The 25,269-nt window shown below is 44.6% G+C and carries 23 protein-coding genes and 2 pseudogenes; 22 read left to right on the top strand and 3 right to left on the bottom strand.

Annotated elements, in window-relative coordinates:
• The first annotated feature begins 348 nt into the window (after nucleotides 1-348).
• The 5 genes from ACQW03_RS15950 (at nucleotide 349) to ACQW03_RS15970 (ending at nucleotide 4,960) form a co-directional block, all read left to right on the top strand.
• Nucleotides 349-870, top strand: a complete 522-nt coding sequence (locus tag ACQW03_RS15950) for a MarR family transcriptional regulator (protein WP_441950548.1) — start codon at nucleotides 349-351, stop codon at nucleotides 868-870.
• Nucleotides 851-1,627, top strand: coding sequence for a Fe-S cluster assembly ATPase SufC (gene sufC / locus ACQW03_RS15955; RefSeq protein ID WP_023990247.1), 777 nt, complete (start codon nucleotides 851-853; stop codon nucleotides 1,625-1,627). The genes ACQW03_RS15950 and sufC overlap by 20 nt, the downstream gene beginning before the upstream one ends.
• A gap of 23 nt (nucleotides 1,628-1,650) precedes the next feature.
• Complete coding sequence (gene sufD, locus ACQW03_RS15960; RefSeq protein WP_441950550.1) at nucleotides 1,651-2,958, top strand: Fe-S cluster assembly protein SufD; 1,308 nt, start codon at nucleotides 1,651-1,653, stop codon at nucleotides 2,956-2,958.
• A gap of 43 nt (nucleotides 2,959-3,001) precedes the next feature.
• Entirely contained in the window at nucleotides 3,002-4,399 is a 1,398-nt protein-coding gene (gene sufB / locus ACQW03_RS15965) for a Fe-S cluster assembly protein SufB (protein WP_441950552.1), read from the top strand.
• A gap of 321 nt (nucleotides 4,400-4,720) precedes the next feature.
• Nucleotides 4,721-4,960, top strand: a complete 240-nt coding sequence (locus ACQW03_RS15970) for a NifU family protein (protein ID WP_013373004.1) — start codon at nucleotides 4,721-4,723, stop codon at nucleotides 4,958-4,960.
• 46 nt (nucleotides 4,961-5,006) lie between these two features.
• On the opposite strand, the pseudogene ACQW03_RS15975 reads toward ACQW03_RS15970, so the two are convergent.
• Nucleotides 5,007-5,108: pseudogene (locus ACQW03_RS15975) on the bottom strand (ParA family protein); the annotation flags it as partial.
• Between the two features lie 236 nt (nucleotides 5,109-5,344).
• On the opposite strand from ACQW03_RS15975, the gene ACQW03_RS15980 reads away from it, so the two are divergent.
• The 9 genes from ACQW03_RS15980 (at nucleotide 5,345) to ACQW03_RS16020 (ending at nucleotide 12,190) form a co-directional block, all read left to right on the top strand.
• On the top strand, nucleotides 5,345-5,896 hold the full coding sequence (locus tag ACQW03_RS15980) for a TetR/AcrR family transcriptional regulator (RefSeq protein ID WP_071642898.1): 552 nt from the start codon (nucleotides 5,345-5,347) through the stop codon (nucleotides 5,894-5,896).
• 151 nt (nucleotides 5,897-6,047) lie between these two features.
• A complete protein-coding gene (locus ACQW03_RS15985) occupies nucleotides 6,048-7,271 on the top strand; it encodes an MFS transporter (RefSeq protein ID WP_220030183.1) in 1,224 nt (407 codons plus the stop codon).
• Nucleotides 7,272-7,401: 130 nt separating this feature from the next.
• Entirely contained in the window at nucleotides 7,402-7,713 is a 312-nt protein-coding gene (locus ACQW03_RS15990; protein WP_013311898.1) for a LiaF transmembrane domain-containing protein, read from the top strand.
• 85 nt (nucleotides 7,714-7,798) lie between these two features.
• Nucleotides 7,799-8,470, top strand: coding sequence for a PspA/IM30 family protein (locus ACQW03_RS15995; RefSeq protein WP_076294257.1), 672 nt, complete (start codon nucleotides 7,799-7,801; stop codon nucleotides 8,468-8,470).
• 7 nt (nucleotides 8,471-8,477) lie between these two features.
• Nucleotides 8,478-8,966, top strand: a complete 489-nt coding sequence (locus ACQW03_RS16000) for a PspC domain-containing protein (RefSeq protein ID WP_013311896.1) — start codon at nucleotides 8,478-8,480, stop codon at nucleotides 8,964-8,966.
• On the top strand, nucleotides 8,966-9,670 hold the full coding sequence (locus ACQW03_RS16005; protein WP_023990238.1) for a PspA/IM30 family protein: 705 nt from the start codon (nucleotides 8,966-8,968) through the stop codon (nucleotides 9,668-9,670). The genes ACQW03_RS16000 and ACQW03_RS16005 overlap by 1 nt, the downstream gene beginning before the upstream one ends.
• 148 nt (nucleotides 9,671-9,818) lie before the next feature.
• Nucleotides 9,819-10,466 (top strand): cell wall-active antibiotics response protein LiaF, encoded by a 648-nt coding sequence (gene liaF, locus ACQW03_RS16010; protein WP_076294256.1) that lies wholly within the window; start codon nucleotides 9,819-9,821, stop codon nucleotides 10,464-10,466.
• Nucleotides 10,467-10,482: 16 nt separating this feature from the next.
• Nucleotides 10,483-11,562, top strand: coding sequence for a sensor histidine kinase (locus ACQW03_RS16015; protein ID WP_023990236.1), 1,080 nt, complete (start codon nucleotides 10,483-10,485; stop codon nucleotides 11,560-11,562).
• The gene (locus tag ACQW03_RS16020) at nucleotides 11,540-12,190 is read left to right on the top strand and encodes a response regulator (RefSeq protein WP_013372995.1); all 651 of its coding nucleotides are present in this window, start codon (nucleotides 11,540-11,542) and stop codon (nucleotides 12,188-12,190) included. Before ACQW03_RS16015 ends, ACQW03_RS16020 begins: the two co-directional genes overlap by 23 nt.
• A 77-nt stretch (nucleotides 12,191-12,267) precedes the next feature.
• On the opposite strand, the gene ACQW03_RS16025 is transcribed toward ACQW03_RS16020, so the two are convergent.
• Entirely contained in the window at nucleotides 12,268-12,732 is a 465-nt protein-coding gene (locus ACQW03_RS16025) for a hypothetical protein (RefSeq protein ID WP_441950557.1), read from the bottom strand.
• Between the two features lie 247 nt (nucleotides 12,733-12,979).
• On the opposite strand from ACQW03_RS16025, the gene ACQW03_RS16030 reads away from it, so the two are divergent.
• From ACQW03_RS16030 to ACQW03_RS16040, 3 genes are all read left to right on the top strand, one after another.
• Entirely contained in the window at nucleotides 12,980-13,744 is a 765-nt protein-coding gene (locus ACQW03_RS16030) for a YwmB family TATA-box binding protein (protein ID WP_441950559.1), read from the top strand.
• 187 nt (nucleotides 13,745-13,931) lie between these two features.
• Nucleotides 13,932-15,488: a glucose-6-phosphate dehydrogenase gene (gene zwf, locus ACQW03_RS16035; RefSeq protein WP_220030181.1), complete on the top strand. Its 1,557-nt coding sequence runs from the start codon at nucleotides 13,932-13,934 to the stop codon at nucleotides 15,486-15,488.
• Between the two features lie 308 nt (nucleotides 15,489-15,796).
• Entirely contained in the window at nucleotides 15,797-17,377 is a 1,581-nt protein-coding gene (locus ACQW03_RS16040; RefSeq protein ID WP_013311888.1) for a peptide chain release factor 3, read from the top strand.
• A 151-nt stretch (nucleotides 17,378-17,528) separates the two neighbouring features.
• On the opposite strand, the gene ACQW03_RS16045 is transcribed toward ACQW03_RS16040, so the two are convergent.
• Nucleotides 17,529-17,762 carry a small acid-soluble spore protein SspI gene (locus ACQW03_RS16045; protein WP_016819939.1) on the bottom strand — a complete coding sequence of 78 codons (234 nt, stop codon included), beginning with the start codon at nucleotides 17,760-17,762 and terminating at the stop codon, nucleotides 17,529-17,531.
• Between the two features lie 160 nt (nucleotides 17,763-17,922).
• On the opposite strand from ACQW03_RS16045, the pseudogene ACQW03_RS16050 reads away from it, so the two are divergent.
• From ACQW03_RS16050 to ACQW03_RS16070, 5 genes and pseudogenes are all read left to right on the top strand, one after another.
• Nucleotides 17,923-18,588 (top strand): annotated as a pseudogene (locus ACQW03_RS16050) (potassium channel family protein); the annotation flags it as partial.
• 77 nt (nucleotides 18,589-18,665) lie between these two features.
• Nucleotides 18,666-19,454, top strand: a complete 789-nt coding sequence (locus ACQW03_RS16055) for a TrmH family RNA methyltransferase (protein WP_441950562.1) — start codon at nucleotides 18,666-18,668, stop codon at nucleotides 19,452-19,454.
• A gap of 934 nt (nucleotides 19,455-20,388) precedes the next feature.
• Complete coding sequence (locus ACQW03_RS16060; protein WP_441950564.1) at nucleotides 20,389-21,825, top strand: 6-phospho-beta-glucosidase; 1,437 nt, start codon at nucleotides 20,389-20,391, stop codon at nucleotides 21,823-21,825.
• Between the two features lie 276 nt (nucleotides 21,826-22,101).
• Nucleotides 22,102-22,932, top strand: a complete 831-nt coding sequence (gene licT / locus ACQW03_RS16065; RefSeq protein ID WP_023990227.1) for a BglG family transcription antiterminator LicT — start codon at nucleotides 22,102-22,104, stop codon at nucleotides 22,930-22,932.
• Nucleotides 22,933-23,183: 251 nt separating this feature from the next.
• On the top strand, nucleotides 23,184-25,073 hold the full coding sequence (locus ACQW03_RS16070; RefSeq protein ID WP_441950567.1) for a beta-glucoside-specific PTS transporter subunit IIABC: 1,890 nt from the start codon (nucleotides 23,184-23,186) through the stop codon (nucleotides 25,071-25,073).
• Nucleotides 25,074-25,269 lie beyond the last annotated feature (196 nt).

The following is a 25,269-nucleotide window of genomic DNA, read 5'->3' on the forward strand; positions in this document are numbered from 1 at the left end:
CGGATGTCCCGTTGCGCTTTCTCCTCTTTCAATAACTCCAGAGGGTGAACCCGATCCTTTTTCAAATACCGGTTGATCTTCGGAATGGATTTTCAAAGCAGGATTGATCAGAGGTAGGCAAAACCATTTCCGGGACGTGCCCTAGTCAAAACACAGCATGAGGCCGATGACAATGACAACAAACCCATGAAAAGCGCCTCCAAAATTGCGTCACATTTAACATAATTGATATTGATTATCAATATCAATTATGTTATTATAATTTTGTTTACTAGTGAACAAAATTATAATCTAATGGTGACACTGAACTTGGTCTGCAACTACTACAAGAGAGGGGAGATTGGGAAATTGGAGTTTCAAAATCATTTTAAAGGTCATCTTTACGAGCAATATATTAAAATGCTACATCTGAATGAGCTGTATACTGAACAAGAATTTAACTCGTTTCGGCAACAGGCTAGAAAGTACCAGATTGACATGCTCTCCAACAATATTACTAGTGTACACGTTATTGATTGCATAGGTGATTATGAACCGATAAATCATACCGGGATTGTGGAGAAGATGGGGTTGTCCAAAGCTAGCATTACTAAAATTAGTGCAAGGCTGCTGGAAATGGGCTTCATTATGAGAAGTCAACTGAACAGCAATCGTAAGGAGATTTACTTTAGTTTAACGGATAAGGGAAGACACGTTTATCATTTGCATAAAGAACTGCACAAAGAAAAAGAAGAAAGGTTTTACCAATTCATTGAATCCTATTCAGAGGTTGAGCTGCAGACTATTGGAAAATTTATGAGTGATTTGGTGGCGCGTGCCGAAGAATACTCCGAAGGGAAGTTTACGATAAATGACGACATTAAAGATTGAGGAATTAAGATCCAAGATTGAAGGGAAAGAAATTTTAAAAGGGCTCACACTGGAGATTCATGGCGGAGAGATTCATGCGATTATGGGGCCTAATGGGACGGGAAAAAGTACATTGGCTTCAGCTTTAATGGGCCATCCCAAATATGAGGTTACTGGCGGTAAGGTGACATTGGACAATGAAGACCTTCTGGAGATGGAGGTGGATGAGCGAGCCCAGGCAGGCTTGTTCCTCGCTATGCAATACCCAAGTGAAATTGCTGGCGTGACCAACTCGGACTTTCTCAGAAGTGCCATCAATGCACGGCGTGAAGAAGGCGATGAGATATCCTTAATCCGTTTTATCCGTGAAATGGAGAGCAAAATGAAGGGGCTGGAGATGAACCCGGAATTTGTGCATCGTTATTTGAATGAGGGATTCTCTGGAGGTGAAAAAAAGCGGAATGAGATTCTGCAAATGATGCTACTTGAACCCAAGTTTGTGATCCTGGATGAAGTGGACTCAGGGCTTGATATTGATGCACTGCGTATTGTGGCCAATGGCGTAAATGAGATGCGCAGCCCGGATAGAGGCTTTTTAATCATCACCCATTATCAACGACTGTTGAATTATATTACCCCGGATTTTGTGCATGTCATGATGCAAGGCCGGATAGTTAAATCTGGCGGTCCGGAGCTTGCCCACCGTTTGGAGGCTGAAGGATACGATTGGGTGAAGGAGGAACTTGGGATTACGGATGAGACGGTAAGGGAAGCTTAAAAGCCGGAGAGGAGGAACAGCACGTGGATATACAAGCTAGAGTTTCAATGAATGTGGACGATTTACGCGCATGGTCAAGCGCTAAGGATGAACCTCGTTGGCTGATTGAACGCCGCGTTCACGCACTCGAACTGGCAGGGACGCTGGAGTTGCCTAAAGTGGAGAAAATCAATCTTGAAAAATGGGATATCTACGAAAGTGGAGATTACAAAGCTGAGAATGCGTGGTCTAGTTTGGAGGAACTGCCGGAGGTTGTTCGAGGTTTGGTTGCTTCTCCGGTGAAAGGCGGACTAATCGTTCAGTTCAACTCGGATGTAGTGTATACGAAATTGTCCGAGAGCTTAGCCGCCCAGGGAGTCATTTTAACGGATCTGCATACTGCGGCAAAAGAGCATGAGGAGCTGGTTCAACGTTATCTCTTTCAGGCAGTAAAGCCAGAAGAACATCGTTTATCTGCTGCACACAGTGCCTTATGGAGTGGTGGCGTTTTTCTATATGTCCCAGACGGTGTAGAGGTTGAAGCACCTATTCAAGCGATCTTTCTTAACGATACAAGCGGTGTGTGTTTTGCTCCTCACATCTTAATTGTGGCAGGGAGCAACAGCAAGATCACTTATGTGGATAATTGTGTATCGAGTGGTGATGATGTCAAGGTATTGCATAACGGTGTGACGGAGGTCTTCGCGGGGGCGGGCTCAAAGGTGCAAGTAGCTTCGGTTCATCAGCTTGCTGCAACTACAACAGATTTCACCCAGCGACGGGCGGTCGTTCTTGCTGATGGGGGTGTGGAATGGATTATCGGTGAGATGAACAATGGTTATACCGCCAGCGATACCAAGACTTTGCTACAAGGCAACGGGGCGGTCTCCGACAATAAGGTGATTGCTATTGGCACGGGCAATCAAAAATCGAGCTATACAACTCAAGCTCAGCATTTTGGCAGAAGCTCGGTAAGCCAGATGATTACGCGTGCAGTCATGCTTGAAGAAGCTACGGCCATTATCAACGGCATTACAAAGATTGAAAAAGGTGCAACCCATTGTGATGGTCAGCAAACAGAACGCGTGCTTATGCTAAGTCCTAAAGCTCGCGGTGATGCCAATCCGATCCTGCTGATAGATGAGGATGATGTAACCGCGGGTCATGCTGCATCCGTGGGGCAAGTAAATGCAGAGCAAATCTATTATCTGATGTCGCGCGGGATATCACGGAGTGAAGCCGAACATCTTGTTATTTTCGGATTTCTCGCTCCTGTCATTTCGGAGATCCCACTGGAAGGTGTTCGCAGTCGCCTAAAAGATTTAGTGGAAAGCAAGCTCGGCAGATCATAGCAAATCAAAATGAATCTTGAAAGGTTAAAAAGGAGTGATACTAATGGCTAAAAAAGCACCAGATATGGGCGAATATAAATATGGGTTTCGCGACAAGCACCAGTCTATTTTTCAATCTGGAAAAGGTCTGACGGAAGAGATTGTCCGGGAAATTTCCCGAATCAAGGAAGAACCGGAGTGGATGCTCAATTTTCGGTTGAAAGCTTTGAATCAATTCTACAAAATGCCGATGCCTGAATGGGGAGCGGATTTGACCGGGCTAAATCTTGATGACATCCAGTATTACGTTCGCCCTTCTGAAAAACAGGGAAAGACCTGGGAGGAGGTTCCTTCCGAGATCAAAGCAACCTTTGACAAGCTGGGAATCCCTGAAGCGGAGCAAAAATTCCTGGCGGGCGTATCCGCTCAATATGAGTCGGAAGTAGTTTATCACAGCATGCGGAAAGAACTGGAGGATCAGGGCGTTATTTTCCTTGATACGGATAGTGCATTAAAGCAATACCCCGAAGTGTTTAAGCAACATTTTGGGACGATCATCCCTCCTGCCGACAATAAATTTGCGGCGCTTAATAGTGCGGTTTGGTCAGGAGGTAGCTTTGTATACATTCCGAAGGGTGTTCAGTGCGAGGTTCCTATACAAGGTTATTTCCGTATTAATTCTGAAAATATAGGTCAATTCGAGCGGACATTAATTATTGCCGAAGAGGGCAGCTTTGTCCATTATGTTGAAGGATGTACAGCACCTATTTATAGTACCAGTTCTCTGCATAGTGGAGTTATTGAAATTATTTGCCGGAAAGATTCCCGTGTCCGTTACACGACCATTCAGAATTGGGCTCCTAATATCTACAACTTGGTAACCCAAAGGGCTGTGGCAGAAGAAAATGCCACAATGGAATGGGTGGACGGCAACATCGGCTCCAAGGTAACAATGAAGTATCCGGCAGTATTATTGAAAGGACGGGGAGCCAAGGGGTCCATCCTGTCTATTGCCGTAGCCGGTAAAGATCAGCATCAAGATGCTGGCGCGAAGGTAATTCACCTTGCTCCCGAGACAACATCTACGATTATATCCAAATCCATCAGCAAGCAGGGCGGAAAAGTAAACTACCGAGGGTTGTCCAGCTTCAGCCGCGATTCCGCAGGGTCCAAGTCCAATATTAAGTGCGATACGTTGATATTGGACAACATGTCAACATCAGATACGATTCCGTACAATGAAATTAAAAACGATCAGATTACTTTGGAGCACGAGGCAACAGTATCCAAAGTGTCCGAGGAACAATTGTTTTACTTAATGAGCCGCGGGCTTACAGAACAAGATGCTACACAAATGATTGTAATGGGCTTTATTGAACCGTTTACCAAAGAATTGCCAATGGAATATGCCGTTGAAATGAATCGGTTGATTCAATTTGAGATGGAAGGAAGCATCGGTTGATTCATTAATTTAATAGATCAAACCTTTATCATTCTTTAAAGAAGTGCGAGGTGCTAGTAATGAAGAAAAATAATTCGGACGATTCAGAACTAGCTCAAATTACCCGAGAGATACGAAAACTTCAGTTCTGCTTCAATATGCTGTCAGGATTGAGCGCAAGTTGTGGTGTGATGATACCTTTAGACTCTATTCATACGCTTATAAGGGAACTTTCGGATCAAGAGGTCACTCTTAGGCAAAAAGCAAAGGATCACTCAGACGATCTAGGGTGAAAAAAGGTCTGAATTGACGGTTGGTAAAACAATGGGAGGAGTTGACATAATGGATGAAAATGGAGTTTTATTCGATGAAGTATCGGAAGTTCTTCTCAAACTACGTCCTTTCTTACTGCGTGACGGTGGAGATGCTGAACTGGTCGAGGTTGAGAACGGTATAGCAAAACTAAGATTCTTGGGAGCTTGCAATGGTTGCCCAAGTGCTACGATTACGTTAAAAGTTGCTATTGAGCGCGCAATTCTTGAGGAAATTGATGATATTAAAGAAGTTGTACAAGTATTCTAAATTCCTTGATACTGAGCAACTGAGTTAGTCCTGTCGCAGACCATAGCTACGGAAGTTGATCCCGCTGCTCAATACCAAAGTACATCGACAGATTACCTTGCGGGTCGAAATCGACGAGCAACACTTTTTTCACTTCATCAAACAAAGCATTATCAAGATTTTATTCGATATCGAGTGGGAAACCGTGGAGGTTCGAGCCCTCTCGCCGGTATACACAAAAGGATGATAAATGCTTAAAGGCATTTTATCATCCTTTTTATTATATATTCATGATTTTGGCAACAAGGTTAACATGGATTTGACCAGCGCTTTGATCTTATCGTAAGATGATGGTACTGAAAAAACTTTTCTAGTTTACTGAGAGCGAAAGAAATGAGGACGAATATGCAGGAAAGAATTTTGGAGGCTTTTGTAGAGGAAGTTCATGAAAATGGTTTGAAATTTACGATGGATGATCTTGCGAAAAGACTCGCCATTAGTAAGCGTACGTTGTATGAACATTTTTCGTCTAAGACGCTTATTTTAGAAACACTTATTGAGCGTACTAATGATGATATGATTCGGAAAACAGATCAAATTATTGGGAATAATGAATTATCTTTGTTAGACAAGATTAAGCAGTCGATTAGGGTCATGCCTCTGTATTATAAGTTTTACGATTTAAGAATATTGGACCAGATGAAAAAATATTATCCTGAGCAATGGAAAAGAGTACATGCCGATTTAAACGATTGGTCTCCGATTAGAACATTAATTCAGGAAGGCATCCGAGAAGGAATTATTGTGAATAAAAATGAGGCTCTGATCATGAAGCTTATTATTGAATCTGTAAATTTAACGCTTGATCAGCGTTTCTTTCTGGACAACAGTGTGACGGTAGAGGAAGCAACTTATTCTATTGTAGATATTTTGTTGTTCGGATTGGTCGAAAAATAAAAAATAGCCTCAACAATATACTGCAAATTTGAAGAGGCCATTTTTGTATATGAAAACTAAGAAAACAATTTTAGTTTCAATTGTTTTTGAAAAAGAATAATGAAGTTTACCTGATGTTGAATAAAGAGATACGAAAAGGAAGGGTGGAAATATGTCTATACTCACAAGAAATCGAGGAGCAATGCTGTTATTGATGCTTAACATTTTTTTGGCATTCATGGGGATTGGCTTAGTTGTCCCTGTGTTACCTAAGTTTATAAGTGAGCTAGGGATGAATGGTTCCTCGATGGGACTGATGGTTGCAGCTTTTGCGTTGACACAGCTTTTGTTATCACCATTGTCAGGAAAGTTGTCTGATCGTTATGGACGTAAAAAGTTAATTGTTTCTGGGATGTTCATCTTCATGTTATCAGAGCTTGTTTTCGGACTGGCGAGTTCCATACCTACTCTGTTCATAGCACGAATCATGGGTGGAGCAGGGGCAGCGTTGCTTACTCCTTCTATTATGGCCTATGTCGCTGACGTGACCTCGTTTGAGGAAAGAGGCAAGGGAATGGGCATGATCAATGCAGCGATCAACACAGGCTTCATAATCGGGCCAGGGATTGGCGGATTGCTTGCCACATATGGAATACGTATTCCCTTTTTTGCGGCAGCAGGAGCTGCGGGAATAGCAGCTATCTTGTCTCTGTTAGTGCTGCCTGAGTCTTTAAGCAAGGAAAAGCAACAATATAATAGAGAACTTCCACGTCAAAAAGAAAATCTTTTGCAGCAATTTGCCAAGTCATATCAATCTCCATATTTCATGGGTTTACTCATTGTATTTGTCGTTGCTTTTGGGTTAGCGAACTTTGAAACAGTGTTTGGACTGTTTGTTGACCATAAATATGGTTTTACACCAATGGATATTGCCATCATTATAACGACAGGCTCCATTTTGGGAGCAGTTGTCCAAGCGACTATATTTGGATGGATTATTAATCGTTTTGGAGAGAAAAAAGTAATTCACCTCTGTTTGGCTATTGGGGGCCTGTTCATCTTTCTAACCCTATTTGCTGAACAGTACGTGATGATTATGCTGACGACCTTCATCATTTTTCTGGCCATGGATATCCTTCGCCCGGCAGTAAGCACTTCTCTATCGCGGCAGGCCGGAGATGAGCAAGGCTTTGTGGCAGGCATGAACTCGTCCTATACAAGCTTGGGTAATGTGATTGGACCATTAATTGCAGGACTGTTATTCGATGTTCATATTAATCTGCCTTATATGGTTGCAGCTATAGCGTTACTGGCTTGTCTCGTCCTTTCACTACGTTCCAAGCAAGCGGGTGAGCAACACTCGATAGCCCGTGCAGCAGAACAGCATAGAGAGTGATAGCCGCAGGTCTATACTCATCCCCGACTTAGGTCTAGGTTCAAAAACCGTCTGGGGTCCGTTTTGTCGAACGCTAGGTCAGCGTACAATAAGAACATAAGCAAGACACAGTGAAAGGCGGTGAGAGATGATGAGAGTTAACAAAGGGAATGGGTTAGCGATTGTACTGATCGTGTTGGGTTCGATTATGCTGCTCGGTAAGTTTACTCCGTTTTTCGGTCACTTTTTAGGACATCTGATTGGTTACTTAATTCCGATAGCTATGGTCATGCTAGGCTACTACGGTGTGAAAAAAGGAAATGCGCTCTTCGGCTGGATCGTACTTGTACTCGGGGTACTGATTTTGCTTGGCAAACTGTCCTGGCTTCTGGGACCGCTACTGGCAATCGGGTTGATCATATTTGGTGTTTCCCTGCTGAGTGACCGCAGAAGACGTTACTAATTTTAGCAGTTTGGCGAATGAAAAAAGATTGTAGCAACGAAGTGGTGAATTATGGGAATACGAATTGTGAAAGGAGCAGACGCAAATGAGTGTTTTTCGAAGAATGCGTGATATCACGGTAGCGACCTTCAATGAGCATTTGGAACAAAGCCAAGACCCGGTGCAACTGATTGACCAGTTCTTGTATAATACCCGTCAGGAAATTGCCGAAGCGGAAAAACTCCATCAACAGTATGCCATGCATACAAGACAGATGAAGCAGCAGTTGGATCATGCATTGTCCATGCAGACCAAACGGGAGGAACAGGCGCTACTGGCTTTGAAGGCTGATGAAGAACATATCGCGAAGCTGGCCCTTCAGGAGAAAATGCTATATGCAGAAAAAGAAGATCAGTATAGAGAACTGTGGGAGCAGAGCCGTGAATCACTACGTGAGCTAGAACAACAGCTAGATACGTTAAAGACAGAATATCAAACGGTACACAGCAAGCGTCAGTACTATGCGGCACGTGTACAGACGTTGAGACTCCAGCAGCAAATGAACGAACGGGCTGGTACATACGGTGGACGAAATGTTCCCCGAATGTTCAACCGCTTGGAAGATCGGGTAGCCGATATGGAAGCAGAAACGATGAGTCTGCGTGATTTACGTCGGGGTGAGGGCGACCATGCACAGGATGCTCAAGGCGGTGGATCGCTGCTCGAACAAGAGTGGGCGAGACTGAAAAGCAAGCTGAACAACAGCGGGAAGGAGTAAATTGATAATGACCCGAATTTACAGATCAAGCCGGGATAGAGTAATAACAGGTGTATGTGGCGGTCTTTCTGACGCAACAGGAATGGACTCAACATGGATTCGTATTCTGGTTGTGATCAGTTTCTTTATTACAGCAGGAACCACATTTATGATTTATGTGATTGCGGCACTGGTTATCTCCAAGGAGCCGAGATCTCCTTTTGATGGAGGATTTGGCCCTGACAGCGGACCCTACAATCAACAGGATCCACGCTATTATGGCAGTAACAATACAAGATCGCAGTATGGGCAAGGAACTGGTTACAACCAGGGCGGTGCATATGGCAATTCGAACCCGTTTTTTGGGCAAGATGCCCGCAACTCATCTAAATTTAACACAGGTCAGAACAGTGACCTGGATTCCATGATGGAAGATATCGAGAAAAAGGCAATGAAAAAAGAATTAGCAGAGTTACGCAAAAAAGTAGAGCAATTTGAGAAGGGAGATCGTAAATAATGGGGATCTTTAAAAGAATGAAGGATATGACAAGAGCATCGGTGAATGAAGTGTTGGATAAAGTGGAAGATCCGATTATTATGTTGAATCAATATTTGCGCGATATGGAGGCGGAAATTCACGAGGCTGAGGTAACGGTTGCCAAGCAAATGGCGAATGAACGTCGTATGAAACAGCGTTTGGAGGAAGCGGTGCGTGTATCCAATGAGCGTGAGAAGCAAGCTGAATCCGCATTACGAAATGGTCAGGAAGAAGTAGCGCGCAAGCTGTTGGGAGAGAAGATTTATTTTGTGCAGAAGCAGGACGAATACCGCGACTTGCATACACAAGCTGAGCTTCAAGCAAAAGAATTGGTACAGCAGCTTCACGACATGAAAGATGAATTCTATAAAATGCGCAACAAGCGCAATGAGTTGGTATCCCGTGCTCAAATGGCGAAAGCCAAAAAGCAAATGTCTCAAATCAATAGTTTGCACACGATTGAAAGTGGGTCTGCTTCATTGGGCTTCCACCGTATGGAAGAAAAAATCATGCAAATGGAAGCTGAAGCTGACGTACTGCGTGCTCCTTACCGTCAAGCCCCAGGAGAAGCATATATTAATCCAGCTGAGGCTGAAAAACAGTTTAAAGTGGATGAGCAGCTTCAACAGCTTAAGTCCAAAATTCAGACAGGTGCTAAACCAGTCGATATGAAGAAGGACTGACTACTCGGAAACAAGACATTATGATATGCTGTATGGAATGGACATTGGTCGATGATCGTGCTCAATCTGTATGGTCCGGGAAAGCCATATGGCGGAATGTCGCGCCACTATGGCTTTTCCGTCCTGTATAAACAAAAGGGGGTGCAGCATGGAGAGAAAAAAATCAGCCTTGGCACTGGCAGGGATTGGCATCGGGATTATCATTTTATTCGGTCAGTGGATTGGGTTCCTCTCCGTGGTTGCACTGATCCTAATGTTGGCCGGAATATATAAGATCCGCAATTCCAAAATCAAAAAGGGTTACACGATGCTCGCGATTGGTGCTGGATTGTTAGTGCTGGATCATTTGTTCCTGTTTGTGGTAGTTACACTAGCATCATTAGCTGTATTCTATTCACGTTCAAGGAAGCTGCATAAAGGTCAAAGCTCCATATTCAAGCACAATTTTATATCCAATCATAAATGGGATGAAGTGCCTTGGAGCCTGCGCAGCACAAGCATATGGCATGTGGTTGGGGACGTGGATGCCGACCTGACGTTGGCTCTCCCAGAGGAACGTGAACCCGTCATATTTTTGCAGGGGATCTTCGGTGATATTGACATCACGCTACCGGATAATTACGGTGTAGAGGTGGAGATGTTCATATTGTTCGGACAGATTCAGTTTGACCGGGATCATGAGGCGGGGATGCTCAATCGACTGGTTTGGAAGTCTCCCCATTTTGAGCAGAGTGAGTACAAAGTGAAGTTTGTCGTTTCTTACTTGGCGGGCGATGTCCGCGTCCGATTTTATTGAATCAGGAGGAGCCGGGATGAATCATAAAAAAACGTCCAACATGGTAACCCGCAGTATGGGTGAAGGTATCCTCCTGTGTGTTGTTGTGGGCGTAGTTGTCTTTTATATGCTGTATACATATGGATATGTGAAGTCGTTCCCAACCTGGGGAATGATATTGAAAGTTGCAGGAGCCGTTATACTGGTGTTGATTGGTACAGGGGCAATGTACGGATTTTATGAAAGCTACCGCTTTAAAAGCAGACTGGAAATGTTGAGAGAGACGTTGCTGATGTGGGAAAAGGGAACCCCTGCACGTGAGTTGCCGCCCCTAGGGCATGATGAGCTTGGCAGGCTGGGAGAGCAGCTGGAACGGATTGGGCGTAAATGGCAGGAACAAGTTACGTCTTTACAACGCTTATCCACGGATAATGCTCAGTTGGCAGAACAGGCACGGATGACTGCGATTGTGGAGGAGCGGCAGCGGCTGGCCAGAGAGTTGCATGACGCCGTATCACAGCAATTATTTGCTATTTCAATGACGGCGACGGCTGTGGGGAGGACGCTGGATAAGGATTTTGATAAAGCGCAGCGTCAAGTTGCGCTAATTGAAGAAATGTCTTCCGTGGCACAATCCGAAATGCGGGCGTTACTACTTCATCTGCGGCCTGTCTATCTGGAAGGAAAACGGCTTGAGCAGGGTTTGCGTGATCTGGTACAGGAGTTGCAGGCAAAGGTACCGATGGAGATTGATTTTGAGATTGAAAGCGGAGTACAGTTGGTTAAAGGCATTGAGAACCACTTGTTTCGTATTGTTCAGGAAGCGATGTCTAATACATTGCGCCATGCTAAAGCAACCCGCATGGAAATTCGTATCGTGCAACGCCCGGATTCCATCAGACTGACGATTCGGGATAACGGTATTGGTTTTGAACTGGATGAGAAAAAGCAGACTTCATATGGATTATCTACGATGCAGGAGCGGGTCAGTGAAATTGGGGGAGCTATTCAGTATATAACCGCTCCAGGAAAAGGAACACGGATCGAGGTGTCCGTGCCAGTTATTAATGATGAAAGCGGAAGGAACGATGATCATGGAAACGGAATTACCGATTAGCGTACTGCTGGTAGACGACCATGAAATGGTACGGATTGGTCTTGCGGCGGTGCTGGGGACGGAAGAAGGTATTGAAGTGGTCGGCGAGGCCGGAAGCGGAGAAGAAGGCATACGGTTGGCTTCTGAATACAAGCCAAATGTGATTTTGATGGATCTGGTCATGGATGGCATGGATGGCATCGAAACGACACGCCAAGTGACTCGCCTGCTTCCAGAGACCAAGGTGATTGTGCTGACGAGTTATTTGGACGATGAGAAAATGTATCCGGTCATTGAGGCAGGGGCATTCAGCTATTTGCTCAAAACGTCTCGTGCTTCCGAGATAGCGGATGCGATCCGTGCAGCTGCACGCGGACAGTCCGTACTAGAGTCACAGGTGGCCTCCAAGATGATGAATCGATTCCGCCAGCCACAGGCTGAGGCACCCGCGCATACGGAGCTGACTGATCGCGAGATGGAGGTGCTTCGCCTGTTGGCACAAGGGAAGTCTAACCAGGATATCGCAGATGAGCTGATTATCGGGATTAAGACGGTAAAATTCCATGTCACGAACCTTCTCGCTAAATTAGGAGTAGAAGACCGTACACAGGCGGCGATCTATGCTTATAAGAACGGATTAGCAGAGTAGAATGTAGAATAAACGAATACAAAAAAACCGGAGACGACAATAGTCCTCCGGTTTTTTTGTGTTCCATAACAAGGTGTTTAGATCAGGAGGAATAAAAAGGCGATTAAAGCCAGATCTAGTGCAAGCCCTGCCCCGTATCCATATCCCCCGTACCCACTGCGATAGCCTGCTCTGCCATTTCCATAACTACTATAGCCATTTCCAGCAAATCCGCCTGAGTCATAAGGGAAGGATGGACTCAGAGGTGTGTTGGGCGGCTTAATTAAGGCATTTAGTTTGGCAGAGGTATGAACTTTGTTTTTAGGGTTCCTTTTTTTCTTTTTAGAGGAAATCTTTTTTGGGGCTTGTTTTCCTTTGTTACTGTAGCTCCCGGCATAGAGACTGCCAGGAAAGGAGGGTGGATATCCGTTCAACATCAGCTTGCCTTTGCTACACCCACTTAAGATGCCGATGTGTCGTGTACCATCACGCATAACGGCACAGACCAGACGTCCACCATGAGGTGCCACATTGGCTTCATTTACAGGATAAATCGGAAACATGATTTCACCTCTTTTGGTGTAAGATGCATTGTGATCATAGTCTATTCTTACGGTGCCTACGATGTATGGTCGAATACCCAGTAGGCAGATGAATATTTTAGAAGGGCTTTGCCGTATTGCTGTGTGTATAAAACCTCTGACAACGGGAATGCTATTGATAGATTCATAGATTTCAATCCAGCTGAAAAAGAAAGTAACCAGAGCGTAGGTGTGGGAATCGGATGGTTGTGGAGCGGGGGGAACGATAATGTTAAAAGCAGAGCTGATTAAAAAGGGGATTATTGCAATTTTGGTATTAGGAACGGTGTTGGTACTGACTGGCTGGCGCTACGAAACCTCTCAGACAAACCGATATGATTCCCGCGAAGCAGAAACGGCTTTACGTTCATTGTTAATCATCTCGGACCAGGCCCCGGGTACGTTGGATAAGCTAGTTGTGAAGTGGCAAGGCGATTGGATTTCTAACCATGAAGAGCCAGCAGATGTGGCGGCACAGATAGCTGATCAGCTGAATATACCCACAGTAAACAAACTCGTAGAAAATGGACACACGGTTTATCGTTCTGTTCGTCATAGTGAGGATCTAAGAATCCGCTTAAATGTGATGGAACGTCAAACTGGACAATGGTATGTAGTTGTTCAACTGGAGAGCAACAATGCAGGACGTGAGCGGTTGATTCAGCTTCATAAGCTTTGTGCTGAGCAATTAAAATCTATGGGGATTCAAGCGCAGTGGAACACAGCCCTTCAGCGTTCGCTGCATACAAAGGAATCCAAAGATCAACTGTTGAAACTGACAGAGGCGAGCTTAGCAGAGAACATCTTCATGCAGGCCAAAGAAAGGTATACTGATGCGACTACTGTGGCTATATCCTATGAAGCTCCAGAGCTGCCGTTAATGATTCAAAGCGGTGAGCATCAGGTCCAGATGCAGATGGCTGTACATGAAGATAGGGAGCAGCAGGATACACGTATAACGCTCGGTTTCCCGCTCATCACGATTGAATACTGACTTATAAGGTAAATTTATGATTCATCGGATAGCTTATCCATGTAGGATATGATAAAATATCATCAAATCTTTAGTTCCATGTTTTTCGAAAATCAAGTATGATCTTGTATAAATATACACAATACTACATGCGGATTTCGGGGATTGTGGATTGCGGAATCTTGACATGGGAAGAATGAGGTACTTCATGGCTGACATACCTGCTAAAGAATCTGTTGTGACGCAAGGCGCAGTTCTGTTTATTTTTGGCGCTACGGGCGATTTGGCTCGTCGTAAGCTTTTTCCTGCTATTTACAGCTTGTACCGCGAAGGCAAGCTTGCTGAAGATTTTGCCGTTATTGGTGTAGCAAGGCGTCCTCGCACTGAGGAAGAATTCCGTAATGACCTATACGCTTCTATACAGGAGTTTAGTCGCTACAAAGCAGAAAATGATCAAGAATGGCAGGCATTTGCCGAGCATTTTGAATATAAATCGCTGGATATCAACAATGTCGAAGGGTTCCATGAGCTGAGACAGCAGACGGAGTCTATAGAAAGCAAGTTTAACATACCGGGAAATCGGTTGTTTTATTTGGCCTTGGCTCCTGAATTATTCGGAAGCGTGTCGAAGAGCTTGAAAGATGGCGGCATGATGGATGGAAAAGGATGGAATCGCCTAGTAATTGAGAAGCCATTCGGTTATAACCTCGAATCTGCACAAGAATTGAACGTTGAAATACGAGAGGTATTTGCCGAAGAAGAAATTTATCGGATTGATCACTATCTTGGCAAGGAAATGGTACAAAATATTGAGGTAATCCGCTTCGCGAACGCCTTCTTTGAACCACTGTGGAATAATAAGCATATTGCCAATGTGCAAATTACGCTTAGTGAAACGGTAGGGGTGGAGGAACGCGGAGGTTACTACGATCATTCCGGCGCCTTGCGGGATATGGGACAGAACCATATGTTGCAAATGCTAACGATGATTGCGATGGAACCACCTAGTCGTTTGTTGCCTGAGGATATCCGTGATGAAAAGGTAAAAGTGCTGCGTTCGCTGCGCCCTTTTGAAAAGTCTGAGGATGTGAAAACCAATGTGGTGCGTGGTCAATACACCGAAGGCAGTTATCGCGGACAGCAGTTGCCGGGGTATCGCCAAGAAGACAAGGTTGATCCACAGTCGAACACAGAGACTTATTTTGCTTCACGCGTGTTTGTTGATAATTTCCGTTGGGCTGGCGTACCGTTCTATATTCGTACGGGCAAACGTCTCCCTGTAAAAACAACGGAGATTGTTGTGGAATTTAAGAGCATGCCAACGAACGTGTACCTCGGTCAAAAGCATAAGCTGGAGCCGAACTTGCTCGTGATTCGGGTCAATCCAATGGAGGGCATTTACATTAAAATCAATGCCAAGAAACCTGGTTCCGAATCAGATATTGAGCCACTGGCTATGGATTTTTGCCAAAGTTGTATGGTAGGTATCAACTCACCGGAGGCTTATGAACGATTGCTGATGGATGCGATTGAGGGTGATTCGACATACTTCACGCGTTGGGATGAGGTTGCCACGGCATGGGGATTCGTCGATCGAATCGCCAAGGCATGGCAGCAGACCCCGGATACGCTGGAAACCTATGCTGCAGGCTCATGGGGACCGGAAGGTGCTCACAAGCTATTGGAGCAGGATGGCTTCAAGTGGTGGCCGGTTAGCGGTCAGGATGAAGATAATGTCATCTGGCGAGTAGGCGGCGTTCAGTAATCCCGATTTGTCCTGCATCCCCCTATGTCCTGTTCAGGACGTAAGGGGATGCTTTGCGTTCGGAGTGTGCTATAATAGCTTAGTCTCAGGTTTTCAGTTTGCAACTGATTATAAGTTAAAGGCAGGCTAAAACATGTAAATAGATCGTATTTATAATGAATATGGTAACGGAGTACGCCGAATACTGGAGCTAACGGCAATATAGCTGATAGAGCCGATGAACTTATGAAAACAGGCGTGCGTCATGGCCTTTTTATGAATAGCTTGAGCAGTAATGCAATGGATTTGATCATGAAGGGATATGTGAAATGAGTAAAACAACAGATATACTTCAACAGGAAGTCGACAAACGGCGTACGTTTGCGATTATTTCTCACCCGGATGCGGGTAAAACGACACTGACGGAAAAGCTGCTGCTGTTCGGGGGCGCGATTCGTCTTGCTGGTTCAGTTAAAGCGCGTAAAGCAAGCAAACACGCCACGAGTGACTGGATGGAGATTGAAAAACAGCGGGGGATCTCTGTAACATCCTCAGTAATGCAATTTGATTATAATGGTCACCGCATCAATATTCTGGACACCCCAGGTCACCAGGATTTCAGTGAAGACACGTATCGTACATTAACAGCAGCAGATAGTGCTGTCATGCTGATTGACGTAGCGAAAGGTGTGGAAGCGCAAACGATTAAGCTGTTTCAAGTTTGCGCGAAGCGTGGAATTCCGATTTTCACCTTCATTAACAAACTGGATCGTGAGGGACGCAGTCCTTTTGATTTGATGGAGGAGCTGGAGCAGGTGCTTGGCATCCGTTCGGTGCCTATGAATTGGCCGATTGGTACAGGACGCGAGCTGTGCGGTGTCTATGACCGTGTCAAAAATCAGGTCGAGCTGTTTCAGGGAGATGACCATTCCACGATCAAAGTACAAAAAGTGGAAGATTACAATGATCCGATCATTCGTGAGATGGCGGGCGAATATTTGCATGACCAGTTATGCCAAGACTTGGAGTTGCTTGACGTCGCGGGTGACCCTTTTGATATGGAAAAAGTACAACGCGGAGAATTAACACCTGTATTCTTCGGCAGTGCGATTAATAATTTTGGTGTACAAACATTTTTGGAAAACTTCCTTCAGCTTGCTCCTAAGCCGGAGCCGCGCCGTAGTACAGCTGGGGAAATTGAGCCAACAAACGAAAAGTTTACCGGTTATGTATTTAAAATTCAAGCGAACATGAACCCGGCTCACCGTGACCGTATTGCATTTTTGCGTATTGTCTCCGGTAAGTTTCAACGCGGGATGAGTGTTAAGCATGTACGGATGGGCAAGGAAATTAAGCTGTCCCAGCCACAACAGTTTCTGGCACAGGACCGTGATATTGTCGAGGAGGCTTTTCCTGGCGATATTATAGGATTGTTTGACCCGGGTATTTTCCGTATTGGTGATTCACTCAGCCAAGGTAGCGAGGTTGTGTTTGATGAATTGCCGACCTTTTCGCCTGAGATTTTTGCCAAGGTAACGGTGAAAAATGCCTTGAAGCACAAGCAGTATCTGAAGGGTATTGACCAGTTGACCGAGGAAGGTATGATTCAGGTGTTCCGTACGGTAAGCTTTGACGATACGTTACTAGGTGTTGTCGGTCAACTGCAATTTGAAGTATTTGAGTATCGCATGAAGGGTGAATATGGAGTTGATGTACAGCTTCAGCGTATGCCATTCCAATTTGCACGTTGGATTGTGGATGATCAGATTGATCCGAGCAAGTTCCGTATTAACTCTACGCTGGTAAAGGATAAGAAGGGCAATTATGTTGCCTTGTTCGAAAACGAGTATGCCATGCGTACGGCTATGGAGAAAAATCCGACAGCTAAGTTTTTGGAAATGGCTCCATAAGATTGAGTATGCAGAACTGTTTGATCTCAGTCATTTAGTGTATACAACGAATAGTCCACTCGATGTTAATGCGAGTGGACTATTCTCATTTTCGAATACGGGTAAAATAATGAGCACAATTAAATCGGAACAAAAAGTTAAATAGCTAGAGCTAGGTTAAGGGTACGGGTTTGATTTTATCGATTTGTTCATGTGCCAAATGGACGAAATCGTGCTGCTGGTTTGGACTCATATGCTTCCAAGCAATTTCAAGAATGACACCCAATCCAGGCAAAGCGGCCTCCGGTCCGTCCACTGACCCAATAATCATGTCCGTAAGATCAGCTTCTGATTTGCCGTGTACTTTGTGAACAATTGCTTGTCGTAAATCCATTGTAATGGGCATGTGTACCTCCCGTATGTTGTAGTAGTGGTCGAATGTATTATGGCTTGGGCTGTTGTCCAGTATACATGGAGAAGCATTTGGCATAAGTATGTCAAAATTTATGTTTGCAGCATGATATGCTATACTATGACGGACAGTATGGTGATCGGGAGGTAAAGAAGGAATGGCAAAAAAACAGTATGCGGTCATTGGCATGGGCCGTTTTGGTTCCAGTGTTGCCAGTGCGCTGAGTGAGATGGGTTTTGATGTGCTGGCTATTGACTCGGACGAGCAGCGTACACAGGAAATGTCGAATATTGTGACGCATGCGGTGTCTGCCGACTCGACGGATGAGGAAGCGTTGCGAGCGCTGGGTATCCGTAATTTTGACGTCATCGTAGTTGCGATTGGCGAAGATATACAGGCCAGTATTCTGACGACATTGATTCTCAAGGACATGGGCGTACCAGCCCTTGTGGTCAAGGCACAAAATGAATTGCACGGGAAAGTGCTGCAAAAAATAGGTGCGGATAAAGTCGTTTATCCTGAACGGGATATGGGGCTACGGGTAGCCCATCATTTGACATCTCCTAACATTTTGGATTATATCGAACTGTCCAAGGACTACAGTATTTTGGAGATGAGAGCCGCCGATTCCATGATTGGCAAAAATCTGAAGGAGCTAGACATACGTGCACGCTTCGGGTGCAATGTGATGGCGATTCGCAGAAATCAGGAAATGAACATTTCGCCTTATGCCGAAGATCGTCTGGAGCCGGGTGATATACTGGTCATTGTGGGCCACAAGGATGATCTGACCAAGCTGGAGCTGGCATTTGCAGCCTAATGAAGGCTGATGTTCAAGTACAAGTGAAACATCATTTATTTTTATAGAAACGGACACAGAAACGGAAGGTTAAACGAATGGAAATCATTTCACCAAATAATGCGCGTGTAAAAGAGTGGGCGCAACTGCTGGAGAAAAAGCATCGCACACGGCAGCATAAATATATAGTCGAGGGTATTCATCTGGTGCAGGAAGCGCTGCGTTCGGACGCGGCTATCGAAACCGTCGCCTATGATTTGGACAAGGGCATTCCCGCCGAGCTGAATGGCCTGGATCCAGCCGACCAGCCAGTGGAATGGGTTCCCGTGTCAGCGGCGGTCATTGCAAAATGCACCGATACGAAGACGCCGCAGTCGGTCTTTGCCATCGTGCGTAAGGAGGAGCGCAGCGCATTCTCGGCATTGCTGGAGCAGCCGGATGCACTGGTGATGGTGCTGGACGGGGTGCAAGACCCCGGCAATGTAGGCACCATCATCCGCAGCGCGGACGCTGCTGGAGCCGCAGGCGTAATATTAGGTCATGGCTGCGCCGACCTGTACAATCCCAAAACGATCCGCTCCACGATGGGATCGTTGTTTCACCTGCCAGTGGTTGAAGGCAGTCTGGAGGAGCTTTTACCACAGGCCAAAAGCAAAGGTGCCCGACTGATCAGCACCTCGCTGGATGCGAGCTTGTCATGCTATACCATAGATTTGCGTGTTTCCACTTGGCTTGTGATCGGAAACGAAGGCCAAGGTATTTCTGCTGCTACCGCGCGCATGGTGGATGAGTCGGTATTCATTCCGATGCAGGGGCAAGCGGAATCACTGAACGCAGCGATGGCTTCTACGGTGCTATTATTTGAGGCGATGAGACAACGAAACTAAGAGAATGAACACGGGGCTATGGCTGTGACTTAAATCCAATGCGGTGGTTAACGTGTTTTTTAAGAAGTTTAAGATTAAGTTCATGCCGGCCGGTTTATGAAACGAATCAATGAACAACCGCTAGAAACAATTGGTCGGCTACTGGTTAGGTTGTGATCTTAATTGCGGTTTATGTAGTAACCAATAGAAAGGTATTTGACTATGATATTCATTAACAAAAAAACTATGGATAAGTTAACTGAACCACATAGAGAGTCTAACATGCATATCTGCTATTCAACTCCTCAAAGTCTTTCGGCTTGTACAAGTCGAGCTATATTACTCCTAAATAATGATAGGATTGTCATCCTTTTCCTCAATCTATTTTCATCTAAAGTAGTAGAAAAAGTTGAATTTGAAGTAGCTGATTTACAAGAACAAAAATATCATTCCATATATCTGTCTTCTGCAATATGGTCATTTAACATTAAAGGACAGCACTGGAGGTTCAAGATAATCAAAAAAATTATTCCTCTTGGCTCTATGCAAAGGGATTTTCTAAATTTCTTGCAACAAAATATCTTAAATTAGCGACTGAGTAGATCACCAATCTTTGAAAACGTGTGCCCTTCCAGACAAAGACGAACAGCCAGGTATCTTTCGTAAAGGCGTTTATCTGGTTTTTTCATGGTTCTATTCATTACTCAATAGACGATTGAAATAATGCTGTTGGTTTGTTAATTGCGTGCTATTAAATCAAATGAATTTGACAGGTTGCCAAATCTTTGTTAGAGTTTCAATCAAATACGTATAACCTTTTCATGGGATGTTACCGATAGGGCATAACCTGAATTGGCTTGTTTACACTGTAAGTGTATACAGGCCGGTTTGGGTTTTTTTATTATCTGTTACCCTCGGATATCCCTTTTATCACACATTTGGAAGGAGAATGTTTATGTCTTATATTTTTCCTAAAGATTTTCTATGGGGGGGTGCTCTTGCTGCAAATCAGGCCGAGGGTGCTTATTTGGAAGACGGTAAAGGATTGAGTCTGGTAGATCTGCTGCCTACCGGAGAGAAGAGAAGAAACATAATGAAAGGGAATGTTCCTTCGCTGACTCCACTTGAAAGCGAATTCTATCCTTCCCACGAAGCCATTGATTTTTATCACCACTATCGCGAGGATATTGAGCTATTTGCAGAAATGGGATTTAAGGCGCTGCGTGTTTCCATTGCCTGGGCTCGTATTTTTCCAACAGGAGAAGACGCTACTCCAAATGAAGCAGGTTTGCAATTCTACGATGATTTGTTCGACGAGTTGCATAAACATGGCATTCAGCCAGTCGTTACCCTCGCTCATTTTGACGTGCCAGTGGATCTGGTCGAGAAATATGGAAGCTGGCGGAGCCGGAAGCTGGTAGGCCTGTTTGAAACCTATGCTAAAACAGTATTCACCCGCTACAAGGATAAAGTGAAATACTGGATGACGTTCAACGAGATTAACATGCTTCTCCATTTGCCGTTTCTCGGCGCCGGTCTTGTTTTTCAAGAAGGTGAAAACGTTAAACAAATTCAGTATCAGGCTGCACATCATCAGCTTGTGGCAAGCGCGCTGGCTGTAAAAGCGTGTCACGAGATTATCCCGGATGCCAAGATTGGTTGTATGCTTGCTGCCGGCAGCTTCTATCCGTATACGTGTAATCCCGAAGATGTGTATCAGGGCATGGAAAAAGACCGCGAGTCCTACTTCTTCATTGATGTACAGTCACGCGGCGAATATCCTGGTTATGCGAAGCGCTTCTTCAAGGATCATGGATTAAACATTGAGATGGAATCAGGCGACGCAGCCATTCTGAAAGATCATACCGTTGACTATATCGGATTCAGCTATTATTCAAGCCGGACGACCAGCACAGACCCGGAAATCGTCAAGAACATGACCAGCGGCAATGTGTTTGGCTCTGTGGCCAATCCATATCTGGACAAGTCCGAATGGGGTTGGACGATCGATCCAAAAGGATTCCGCATCACAGCCAACCAATTGCATGATCGTTACCAAAAGCCTCTGTTCGTAGTGGAAAACGGTTTTGGTGCCAATGATGTGGTTTCGCCCGAAGGAGAAGTTAACGACGATTACCGGATCGACTATCTCAAGCGGCATATTGCCGAAATGGGTGAGGCTCTTCAAGACGGAGTCGAAATTATCGGTTACACAAGTTGGGGACCTATTGACATTGTCAGCGCTTCCTCAGGAGAAATGAAAAAACGCTACGGTTATATTTATGTGGACCGTGACAATGAAGGCAACGGTTCGTTGAAACGTATTAAAAAGAAAAGCTTCCACTGGTACAAAAACGTAATTCATTCCGACGGCGAAAATCTGGGCGAATAATCGTACCATAAGTAAATAGGATCGGACGTCCCGGGCTCACGGGGATTTCCGATCTTCGTTTCTTCATTGAAAGCGTTGACAATCGTTCCTCTTCGGGCTATACTTGACGCAATTCCATCATTTTTAGGATTGTTACTGCGTAGCAGGCAAAACCTAAGCCACAAATAAGAAGATGTAACAGTCTTGTTTATTTGGCGTGCTTCGGTTTTTTTCTGTTTACAATAAAGAGGATGGAGCATGTGTGGCTCTTGCTGGCATATGGAACGGGGGATCGAGATGAACATAGCAAAGGTCATTAACAACAATGTAATCAGCGTCTACCAGACGGACGGTACCGAACTCGTGGTAATGGGTCGGGGGATTGCTTTTAAGAAAAAGCCTGGAGACAAAGTAGACGAAACCAGAATTCAGAAGGTATTTGCTCTGAAAAACAAGCAGACGTCCGATAACTTTAAAATGTTGTTGCGTGAGGTACCGCTTGATTTGATCGTGATTGTGGAGGAAGTCATTAATGATGCCAAGCATAATCTGAACAGAAAGCTGAACGAAAATATTTATGTTTCGCTGACCGATCATATCAATTTCGCTGTTGAAAGATACCGGGAAGGATTGGAAATCAAAAACGCGTTATTGTGGGAAGTCAAGCAGCTGTATAAAGAAGAATTCGCGATTGGTCTGAAAACGTTGGAGCAAATCAAACAAAGGCTCGGTATTGAACTGCCTGTGGACGAAGCGGCTTATATTGCGATTCACATCGTGAATGCTGAAATGAACGAGGAAGTCATTACGACCATGAGTATCACGAAGTTTATCCAACAAATTATCAATATCGCAAAATATCATTTTAAGGTCGATTTTGACGAGGACTCTCTGAGCTATTTCCGCTTTATTACGCATCTGAAATTTTTCGCCCAGCGCGTATTTAAGGGAAATCACTATGAAAATAACTATGATCATTTGTATGACATGATTAAGGAAAAGCACAAGGAAGCAGCTGCTTGCACAGAGAAAATCGGTGCTTTTGTGCAAAAAGAATACAACCACGAATTGACGAACGAAGAAAAGCTGTATCTGACCGTGCATATTGAACGGGTGGTGAATAGATAAGTCGAACTTTTTTCGACGAAAAAGGATCAAAAATATACGTTTAAAAGTTTTTGTTGACAAATATGGTAGATTAATTATATTATGATAGTAACAGGAATTTAATAAGTTTTAACTGGGATTGTTACTGGTTATGCAGGCAAAACCTAAGTCATGAAAAATTGCGGGAATAAAGTGCCCACCATTTTTCAAGGCTTAGGTTTTTTGTGTGCCTAAATATGTAAAAAGCCCCTTAGAACATGGAGGTGTCCATCATGAGTTATGAAAAACTGGCTAAGGAAATTGTACACCTGGTAGGTGGCGAAAAAAATGTAATATCACTCGTTCACTGTGCTACTCGCCTGCGTTTTGTGCTAAAAGATGAGGCAAAAGCAGACAAGGGAAAGCTGGAAAAAACCGATGGAATTATCACGGTAAAGCAGAGCGGTGGTCAGTTCCAGGTTGTAGTCGGCAACAAAGTACCAGAGGTATATAATGAAATCGGCAAAGTATCCAATATTTTGAATGAAACTGGAAAAGAAGATCATTCAGCTAAAGGCAACAAAGGATTTGGCGCCGTAATCGACGTAATTTCCAGCATTTTTGCACCGTTGCTCGGAGTTATGGCGGGGTCCGGTATTCTGAAAGGTCTGCTGCTGATTGCGAGCAACCTCGGCTGGTTGCTACCGAAAGACACTACCTATATGATTTTGTATGCTGCGGCCGACAGTTTGTTTTATTTTCTTCCTCTCTTGTTAGCGGTTACAACGGCACGGAAATTCGGAGGTAATATCTTCGTTGCCCTGACCATTGCCGGAGGGTTGCTTTACCCGACCATTGTCACGCTAAAAACGGAAGGTACACCTACGGACTTTTTCGGTATTCCTATTGTTATGATGAGTTATTCATCTACCGTTATTCCGATCATTTTAGCCGTCATCGTCATGAGTAAGCTGGAAAAATGGTGCAATCGAGTGATCCATGAGAGCGTCAAAAACTTTATTACACCTTTGATTCTACTCGTAATTATGCTTCCTCTAACCCTGATCGTGTTTGGTCCAGTCGGGGTGTATGTGGGCAACGCGATCGCTACTGCACTCGTTGCTGCATTTAGCTTTAGTCCGTTGCTGGCTGGAGCAATCCTTGGTGCTTGCTGGCAGCTGCTCGTTATTTTCGGTGTTCACTGGGGTCTTGTACCTGTATTCATTAATAATATTGCTGTGAATGGCAGAGACGGAATCAAACCTTCCGCTGCGGCTTCCATCTTTGCTCAAACCGGCGCTTCGTTTGGTGTTATGCTGAAAACCAAAAATAAGAAGCTGAAAACTTTGGCGGGTTCCGCCACACTGACCGCTTTATTCGGCATCACGGAGCCAGCAGTTTATGGGGTTACGCTGCCACTGAAACGTCCGTTTATTGCAGGTATTATCGGCGGTGCCGTCGGTGGTGCCATTATCGGTCAAGCAGGAACGCAAGCATTTGCCTCCGGCGCACCTGGATTGCTGACCTTGCCGATCTTTTACGGCCCCGGTGGACAAGGATTCCCGGGATTGATTTTAGGGATTACGGTTTCATTCCTGGTGTCGGCAATTTTGACCTATATTTTAGGATTTGAGGACCCGGTCGAAGCGGAAGAAACCACCGACAATTCGGCTAATGAATCAACCTCACCAACCGATGTTTCTAATGAAGAGGTACTTAGCCCGATTGAAGGAACTGTGGTAGCTCTAACAGAAGTTCCAGATCCTGCATTTGCTTCAGAGGCTATGGGCAAAGGTATTGCCATCCAACCGACAACGGGCAGAGTCGTAGCCCCATTCGACGGAACCATTACCGTGGCGTTCAAGAAAAAACATGCGCTTGCGATTGTTTCACCCCATGGCGCAGAAGTTTTGATTCATGTTGGAGTAGATACAGTCAAGCTTGACGGTAAATATTTTACTTCCCATATCAAAGAAGGCGACGAGGTAAAAGCTGGGGATCTACTGCTTGAGTTTGATGTTGAGCAAATCAGGGCAGAGGGTTATCCTACGATTACGCCAGTTATCATTACAAACTCTTCCCAATATGTTGAGATCCTACCAATCGCTCAAGGAGAGGTAACGGAGCAGTCCCCACTATTGAAATTGTCTAGTGCTTTAAATGAGAAAGAGGGCATCGCCTGATGTCTTAAGAATAGAGCTCTGATGGTCCACATTCCCGGATCATCAGAGCTTTTTTGTCGTCATTTTATGTTGCCAGTAAGCTCGCTTGTAATTGACAATATGTCAATTAAATTAACTTGTACGGGGGTAAAAACTAATCTATAATTTTTTGTAATTATGCAAATTTTCTGAAAACATAGACTAGAAAATCAATTGA

This window comes from Paenibacillus sp. DRB1-1, from assembly GCF_052119485.1.
In the GTDB taxonomy this organism is placed as follows: Bacteria; Bacillota; Bacilli; order Paenibacillales; family Paenibacillaceae; genus Paenibacillus; species Paenibacillus polymyxa_B.